Raw genomic sequence first — 1,333 nt, 5'->3', positions numbered from 1 at the left:
GCACCCCCTGCGCGGCTACGCGGCCGGACTCGCCCGCAAGGAGGCGCTGCTGCGCCATGAGGGGGTACTCGCGCCGATGTTGGATGCGCCGATGTTGGACGCGGCGGCGGCCTGGTCGTGACGGGTACCGGCCGGCTACCGTCACCGGACAACGTCGACTGGGCGCCGATCGGAGCAGAGCTGGACGTGGTGGGCTGCGCGCTCACCCCTGGGATCCTCACCCCGGCGCAGTGCCACGCCCTCGCGGAACTGTACGACGAGACGCGGCACTTCCGCTCCACGGTCGACATGGCCCGGCACCGGTTCGGGTCAGGAGAGTACCGATACTTCGGCCATCCGCTCCCAGAACTGGTCCAGCGGCTGCGCGAGACGCTCTACTCGCACCTGCTGCCCGTCGCCCGGGATTGGGCCGGTCGACTTGGCCGGCCGGCCCCGTGGCCGGACACCCTCGGCTCCTGGCTCGGCCGGTGCCACCAGGCTGGGCAGACCAGGCCGACGCCGCTGCTGCTGCGTTACGGCCGGGGTGACTGGAACGCGCTGCATCGCGACATCTATGGGGAACTCGTCTTCCCGCTCCAGGTCGTCATCGGCCTCGACGTGCCGGGCGAGGACTACACCGGCGGGGAGTTCCTGCTCGTCGAGCAGCGCATGCGCGCCCAGTCCCGCGGAACCTCCCTCGTCCTGCCGCAGGGGCACGCGCTGGTCTTCACGACCCGGGACCGGCCGGTGCGCTCCGCCCGCGGCTGGTCCGCCTCGGCGGTGCGCCACGGGGTGAGCACCGTCCGCTCGGGCCGGCGTCACGCCCTCGGCCTGGTCTTCCACGACGCTGCGTGACGCATCTACCCAGCAGCGGGAGCCAGTAGTGGGAGCGGTTGTGTGGCCGGGCTGGTAGGGCTGGCGACTGCCGGCGGGATGATCATCAATGCCATCGCCTCGGTGAGGGCAGCACTCCTGGCCGGGGAACGCCGTCTACGCGGCGACGAAGGCCGCGGGAGGGGGCCTGAGCGATGGGCCTGGGCGAACGAGTTTGGGGGAGCTGGACACGGTTCTCGGGGGCGAAAGCGTATCCAGCTCCCCTGGACGCCTGCGAAGCGCCGCCGTGTCTCCTCGATGCTCTTGTCGACCTCGGCGTGGCTGATCTGGTCGGTGAAGGCGAGACGCTGGAGGGTGAGGTGCAGTCCTTCGGCCGGTACTGGGTCGAGGACGGGCAGGCGTAGCCGGTCCAGGCTGGCGAAGCGGACCCAGTCGTCGACGACTGGGTCCGCGGTGCGCGAGGTGGTCAACCTCGCTGTCAGCGACACCGCTAGGGACGGCTCGCGGGCAGCAGCGGCGC

Annotated in this window: 1 protein-coding gene; it reads left to right on the top strand. The window is 71.4% G+C overall.

The window, feature by feature from the left end:
• Positions 1–117: 117 nt before the first annotated feature.
• Positions 118–834, top strand: a complete 717-nt coding sequence (locus tag ACY45C_RS17660; protein ID WP_462188660.1) for a 2OG-Fe(II) oxygenase — start codon at positions 118–120, stop codon at positions 832–834.
• The last annotated feature ends 499 nt before the right edge of the window (positions 835–1,333 follow it).

The organism is Frankia sp. CcWB2, from assembly GCF_977927585.1.
Note: the sequence above shows the minus strand (reverse complement) of the source record. Positions and strands in the feature narration are given on the sequence as shown.